The following is a 6,455-nucleotide window of genomic DNA, read 5'->3' on the forward strand; positions in this document are numbered from 1 at the left end:
CTTGCGGGCCGGCTCGCTGGATGTTCGCAGAAGGATGCTCGGATTCCTAAGCAGCTGGCACGCCGCCATGGCGTGGCCTCGCGCACCTTCGTCTCCTTGTCCAGCCCGTCCAACAGGTGAGCGCGCGCGCGGCGAATTGAGGTTTGGCGATTCCCCACTTGCTGGACTGCGCCCAAGCCGAACAGCCATGTCCCCGATCGGCGCAGGCGTCTGTCGCCAAGCCGCCGCTTGACCCTGCGGGCGTTCTCGGCGACCTCGGGTCGATGCGCCGCCTCATCCAGGTCCTGTCGAACATGGACGCCCAGGCGTGGCGGACGCTGCTGGTGTCCTTCCTGCTGCTGGGCGGCGTGGGGTTGGTCTTCGTGTTCGGCGCGCAGGCGCTGGGGTTCAACGGCGCGGCGACCGTGCAGGCCTGGATGAAGTCCGTCTCGGGGCCGTGGTCGCTGCCGGTGGCGGTGCTGGCCTTCGCGGCGCTCGCCTTCGTGGGCGTGCCGCAGATCATGCTGATCGCCGCCGCGGTGGTGGCGTTCGGGCCGATGGCTGGCTGCCTCTACAGCTGGATCGGGACCATGGCGTCGTCACTGGTGGGTTTCTACCTGGGCCGCGCGGCCGGGGCGAAGACCCTGGAGCGGTTCTCCGGGCCTGGCGTGGCGCGGTTCATGGACCTGCTGGCCAAGAATGGGCTCTTCGCGAGCTTCATCGTGCGGCTTGTGCCCTCGGCGCCGTTCATCGTGGTCAATATGGCGGCGGGGGTGACGCCGATGCGGGTGCTCGACTTCACGCTCGGCACTGCGGTGGGCATCGTGCCGAAGATCGTGCTCACCGCCTTCGCCGGCAATTCGATCTTCCGGGTGCTGCGCGGCGAGGTCGGCAAGGATGCGCTCTGGCTCGTGGCCATCGCCGCGGCCTGGGTGGGGATCGGACTGCTGGCGCGCGCCTGGCTGCGCCGGCGAGAGAAGGAAGTGGCCTGATGCTGAAGCTGTTCCACGCCTGGGGGTCCTGCTCCCTGGCCTCGGCCATCGCCCTGGAGGAGGCCGGCGCGTCCCATGACCTCGTCATCATGGACACCAAGGCAGGCGACCAGCGCAAGCCTGAGTACCTGGCCCTCAATCCCAAGGCGCGCGTGCCTGCTCTGATCACCGATCAGGGCGTGCTGACCGAGACCCCGGCGATCCTGGCCTGGGTGGCCCAGACCTGGCCGGCCGCGAAGCTGGCGCCGCTCGACGACCCCTTCGCCTTCGCCAAGGCCCAGGCGTTCAACAGCTATCTCTGCTCCACGGTCCACGTGGCGCACGCCCACAAGCACCGCGGCTACCGCTGGACGGACGATCCCGTCGCCCAGGCGGCGATGACCGCGGCCGTGCCGAAGAACGAGATCGCCTGCTTCCGGCTGATCGAGGACGAGATGTTCGAGGGACCCTGGGTGCTGGGTGAGAGCTTCTCGATCTGCGACGCCTATCTCTTCACCCTGTTCGGCTGGCTGTCGGGCGATGGGGTCGACACCGATCAGTTCGTCCGCCTGGCCGATCACAGCCGCCGGGTCGCCGATCGACCCGCCGTGCGCAAGGTTCTTGCCCAACAAGCGGCCTAACACCCCATTCGACGCAAGATGCTTGCGCGGCGAGGGCCATTTCGCTAGACGCATTCGCTATGCGCACGCGCTCCGCCAGCCTGCTTCTTCTCGACCTGGGGCTTAGCCGCCCCTGGGCGCCTCTCTAGGCTGCGCGTCTTCGCGGCCGGGCGTCTCAGGGGATTTCCCTCGCCCGACCCCAGCAACTCCCGCGAAGAGATCGAAAATGACCGCTTCCACACCTGAATCCGCCACCGCTCCGCGTTCGGAGCGCGACCGCGTCATCGTCTTCGACACCACCATGCGCGACGGCGAGCAGTCGCCCGGCGCGTCCATGTCGCTGGAAGAGAAGATCGAGCTCTCCAAGATTCTCGAGGAAATGCGCGTCGATGTGATCGAGGCGGGCTTCCCGATCGCCTCCAACGGCGACTTCGAGGCCGTTCGCCAGATCGCCGAACTGGTCACCGAGAGCACCGTCTGCGGCCTGGCCCGCGCCGGCATGGCCGACATCGACCGCTGCGCCGAGGCCATCAAGAAGGCCAAGCGCGGCCGCATCCACACCTTCCTGTCCACCAGCCCCAGCCACCGCGACCACATCCTGCACGCCTCGCAGGAAGACATCCTGGAGATGATCACCAAGTCGGTGGGGCACGCCCGCAACCTGTGCGGCGACGTGGAATGGTCGGCCCAGGACGCCACCCGCACCGAGCAGGACTTCCTGCGCCGTTGCGTGGAGGCGGCGATCAAGGCCGGCGCCGGCACGATCAACCTGCCGGACACCGTCGGCTACAGCTACCCGACCGAATACGCCGAGATGTTCCGGGACGTCCTGGAAAACGTCGACGGCGCCGACAGGGTGATCCTGTCCACCCATTGCCACAACGACCTGGGCCTGGCGGTCGCCAATTCGCTCGCCGGCGTCCAGGGCGGCGCGCGGCAGGTGGAAGTGGCGATCAACGGCATCGGCGAGCGGGCCGGCAATGCGGCTCTGGAAGAGATCGTCATGGCCCTGAAGGTGCGCGGCGACGCACTTCCCTTCCATACCGGGGTCGAGACCCAGCACATCACGCGGGCCAGCCGCTATGTCTCGGCGATCACCGGCTTCCCGGTGCAGTTCAACAAGGCGATCGTCGGCAAGAACGCCTTCGCCCACGAAAGCGGCATCCACCAGGACGGGATGCTGAAGGACCGCGGCACCTACGAGATCATGAGCCCCGAGACCGTGGGGCAGGGCGCCTCCAACCTGGTCATGGGCAAGCACGCCGGCCGCGCGGGCTTCCGCGAGAAGCTGCGCACCCTGGGCTACGAGCTGGGCCAGAACGCGCTCAACGAGGCCTTCCAGCGGTTCAAGGACCTGGCCGACAAGAAGAAGCACGTTTTCGACGACGACATCGTGGCCCTGGTGGACGACGCGCTTGCGTCGGGCGCCGACCGCATCCAGGTGAAGAACCTGCGAGTCATCGCCGGCACCGAGGGGCCGCAGGAGGCCTTCCTGACCGTCACCATCGACGGCGAGGAAAAATCCGCCAACGCCACCGGCGACGGCCCGGTCGACGCGGTGTTCAACGCCATCCACAAGGTCGCCCCGCACGAGGCCGTCCTGCGCCTCTTCCAGGTGCATGCGGTCACCGAGGGCACCGACGCCCAGGCCCAGGTCTCGGTCCGTCTCGAGGAGGATGGCCGCATCGCCACCGGCCAGGCGGCGGACACCGACACGCTGACGGCCTCGGCCAAGGCCTATATCAACGCGCTCAACAACCTCACGGCGCGCAAGGAAAAGACCGACCCCGGCGCGATCGCGTCAGGGTTCTAGCGCTGCGCTCAGTCCCGCGAAGGCGGGACTCCATGCGGCTTCGCCGCGGCCCTTGATTCAGCTTGGATCCTCGCCCGCGCGGGGATGAGCGGGTGTCTGGAATGCTCTGGATCCTTCTGACCGCCGCGGCCACGCCGCTGCAGGTGGCGCGCAATGCGCTGCAGCGCGGGCTGGTGGGCGATGCGGGGCCCTGGGGCGCGACCCTGGTGCGGTTCCTGTTCGGCCTGCCGTTCTCGCTGGCGATCTTCGGCGCGGTGGCGCTGGCGACGCCGGGAGCGAGCCCGCATTTCAGCGCCAGCTACGCCGCGGCGGTGGGCCTGGGCGCGATCTCGCAGATCGGCGCGACGGCGGCGCTGCTGGTGGCGATGCGCCGCGCGGGTTTCGCGGTGGCCACGGTGATGCAGCAGTCGTCCCTGCCGCTCTCGGCGGTGTTCGGCTGGCTGGCGTTGGGTGACCGCATCGGGACACAGGCCTGGATCGGGATCGCCGTGACGAGCGTGGGCCTCGTCGTCCTGTCCTGGCCCAGGCGCGACCAGCTGGCGGGCGCGGGTCTGGGCTCTGCGCTGGGCCTGGCCTCGGGCGGCGCCTTCGCCGTGGCGTTGAACGCCTATCGCCAGGCGGGTCTGGCGCTGGAGCCGCACCATCCGATCTATTCCGCCACCGCCTCGGTCTGCGTCGCCCAGGCGGTGCAGACGGCGGTGATGGTGACGGCGCTCGCCCTCTTGCGGCCAGCGTCCCTGCTGGCCGTGGGCCGGGCCTGGCGCGCATCGCTGGGCGCCGGCTTCTTTGGCGCGGCGGCGTCGGCCTGCTGGTTCGCAGCGCTCGCCCTGGCGCCGGCGGGACCGGTGCGCGCCGTGGGCGTGATCGAAGCGCCGATCGCCGCGGCGGCGGGCCGGCGGCTGTTCAAGGAACGGCTCTCGCCCCGCCAGTTGGCCGGCGGCGTCCTGGCGGCCATCGGCGTCGCCGTCGCGGCCTTGGGCTAGGCCTGCATCCGTCTGGCCCCGGCGCGGCGACTATTCGGCGCGCGGCGCTTCGGACATAGTCCGGTCCGCCGGCCTGGAGGTTCTTCGTGACTGATGCGCTTTCGATCCGCGGCCTCACCAAATCCTTTGGCGGCAAGGCTGCGGTGGACGATCTGACGGTGACCGTCCGAGCCGGAGAGCTCTACGCCCTGCTGGGCCCCAACGGCGCCGGCAAGACCACCACCCTGCGGATGGTCGCTGGCCTCCTGAAGCCCGACGCCGGCGAGATCAGCGTCTTCGGGCGCGACGTCCTCACCGACAGCGCCGCGGCCAAGCAGATCATCGCCTGGGCCCCGGACGAGCCCATGCTCTACGACCGGCTGACGCCGCTGGAATATCTGGAGTTCGTCGCCGGCCTCTGGGGTGTGGCGCCCGCGACGGCGCAGGCCAAGGCGGAGGAATTGCTGAAGTGGCTGGGCCTCTGGGACAACCGCGCAGAACGCTGCGAGGGTTTTTCGCGCGGCATGAAGCAGAAGACCGCGCTCGCCGGGGCGCTGATCCACGATCCCCAGCTGCTGATCCTCGACGAGCCGCTTACCGGCCTCGACGCGGCCGTGGCGCGGCAGGTGAAGGACCTGCTGCTGCAGCGGGTGAAGGACGGGGCGAGCGTGATCCTCACCACCCATATCCTGGAAGTGGCGGAGCGGATGGCCGACCGCATCGGCATCATCCAGAACGGCAGGCTCGTGGCCCAAGGCACGCTGGATGAGCTGCGCGCCAGGACGGGTGAGGGCCGCGCGACCCTGGAGGACCTGTTCCTGGAGCTGACGGGCGCCGAGGCGTGATCGCACCGCCCGGATCGACGCTCTGGCTGCTGCGCCACGAGCTGCGGCTGCTCTGGCGAGGCCTGGCGGGCCGTCGCGGTCGAGGAAAGGGCCAGTTCCGGCTGATGTGGATCTCGGCCATCCTGCCGCTGATCCTGCTGGTCACCGCCGGCCTGCCGCTGGCCTTCGCCCTGCGCAAGGTCGAGATTCCGATCACACCGATATCGGGCGCGATCGCCGCGGCGGTCAGCCTGGCGATCTTCACCCTGATGCTGTCCCAGACGCTGAGCGCCGCGGTCGATGCGCTCTACGAGCGGGCGGACCTGGACCTGCTGTTCTCCTCGCCGATGAACCCGCGCCGCGTGCTCACCGTTCGCTTCCTGGCAGTGGCGGTGAACATCTTCGCGCTGTTCTTCCTGTTCAGCCTGCCCATCCTTCTGCCCACAGCCCTGCTCAGCCACCCGGCCTGGCTGGGGCTCGAGGTCGTGCTCGCCGCCATCGCGCTCGCCGCCGCCGGGGCGGGACTGCTGATCGCCTGGAGCCTGTTTCGCCTGATCGGGCCTCGGCGCACGCGCACCGTGGGCCAGGTCATGGCCGCGATCGTCGGCGCGGCGGCGTTCCTGACCGGGCAGGCCTACAACATCCTAGGCCGCGGCAAGAGCGCCAGCGTCTGGACGGACATGGTCCGGGGGATTGGCCAGTCCCGGTTCAAATCCCTGCCGGGCCTAGACTGGCCGCTGCGCGCGATGCTGGGCCAGCCGGGGCCGATGCTGGGCGTCCTGGTCCTGGGCGCCGGAGTCTTCCTGGTCGCCAACCAGGTGCTGGGGCCGCGGTTCGCCGCCGACGCGGCCGCCGCTGCGGGCGTCGGAACCGGCGCGCCCCGAAAAGCGCGATCCCACGCTCGAGCGCGGTTCTCCACCAGCGCCTTCGCCGCGACCCTGGCGAAGGAGTTGCGTCTCATCGCCCGCGATCCCGCCTTGATCTCTCAGGTGCTGCTGCGGGTGCTCTACATCCTGCCGCTCGGCTTCGTGCTGTTGCGCCAGGCCGGGACCGCCCAGGCCTACGCCCTGCCGGGCAGCGCCGGCGCGCTCGCCCTCATGGCCGGCCAGATCACCGGCAGCCTGGCCTGGATCACCATCTCGGCCGAGGACGCCCCGGACCTGCTCAGCTGTTCGCCGGCGCCGATCCGCACCATGCGGCGCGCCAAGCTGGCGGCGGCCATCGGCCCGGTGGCGGCGTTGCTGGCGCCGATCCTGATCGCCCTGACGGTGATGGCGCCCCTGGCC

The 6,455-nt window shown here is 69.9% G+C and carries 6 protein-coding genes; all 6 read left to right on the forward strand.

Going from position 1 to position 6,455, the window contains the following annotated elements:
* Positions 1-263: 263 nt before the first annotated feature.
* Complete coding sequence (locus E8A12_RS02175) at positions 264-971, forward strand: TVP38/TMEM64 family protein (protein WP_293366115.1); 708 nt, start codon at positions 264-266, stop codon at positions 969-971.
* Complete coding sequence (locus tag E8A12_RS02180) at positions 971-1,591, forward strand: glutathione S-transferase family protein (RefSeq protein ID WP_293366116.1); 621 nt, start codon at positions 971-973, stop codon at positions 1,589-1,591. The genes E8A12_RS02175 and E8A12_RS02180 overlap by 1 nt, the downstream gene beginning before the upstream one ends.
* Positions 1,592-1,796: 205 nt before the next feature.
* Positions 1,797-3,383 carry a 2-isopropylmalate synthase gene (locus tag E8A12_RS02185; protein ID WP_293366117.1) on the forward strand — a complete coding sequence of 529 codons (1,587 nt, stop codon included), beginning with the start codon at positions 1,797-1,799 and terminating at the stop codon, positions 3,381-3,383.
* Between the two features lie 101 nt (positions 3,384-3,484).
* Positions 3,485-4,366, forward strand: coding sequence for a DMT family transporter (locus E8A12_RS02190; RefSeq protein WP_293366118.1), 882 nt, complete (start codon positions 3,485-3,487; stop codon positions 4,364-4,366).
* An 86-nt stretch (positions 4,367-4,452) separates the two neighbouring features.
* Complete coding sequence (locus E8A12_RS02195; protein WP_293366119.1) at positions 4,453-5,190, forward strand: ABC transporter ATP-binding protein; 738 nt, start codon at positions 4,453-4,455, stop codon at positions 5,188-5,190.
* On the forward strand, positions 5,187-6,455 hold a 1,269-nt coding region (locus E8A12_RS02200; RefSeq protein ID WP_293366120.1), incomplete at its 3' end, for a hypothetical protein. The genes E8A12_RS02195 and E8A12_RS02200, both read left to right, overlap by 4 nt.

The sequence above is a fragment of the Phenylobacterium sp. genome (assembly GCF_004799395.1).
Taxonomy (GTDB): Bacteria; Pseudomonadota; Alphaproteobacteria; order Caulobacterales; family Caulobacteraceae; genus Phenylobacterium.

What these genes read in the sequence shown, in the direction of transcription:
- E8A12_RS02175 (WP_293366115.1), top strand. Translation starts at nt 264, where the DNA reads ATGCGCCGCCTCATCCAGGTCCTGTCGAACATGGACGCCCAGGCGTGG.
- E8A12_RS02180 (WP_293366116.1), top strand. Translation starts at nt 971, where the DNA reads ATGCTGAAGCTGTTCCACGCCTGGGGGTCCTGCTCCCTGGCCTCGGCC.
- E8A12_RS02185 (WP_293366117.1), top strand. Translation starts at nt 1,797, where the DNA reads ATGACCGCTTCCACACCTGAATCCGCCACCGCTCCGCGTTCGGAGCGC.
- E8A12_RS02190 (WP_293366118.1), top strand. Translation starts at nt 3,485, where the DNA reads ATGCTCTGGATCCTTCTGACCGCCGCGGCCACGCCGCTGCAGGTGGCG.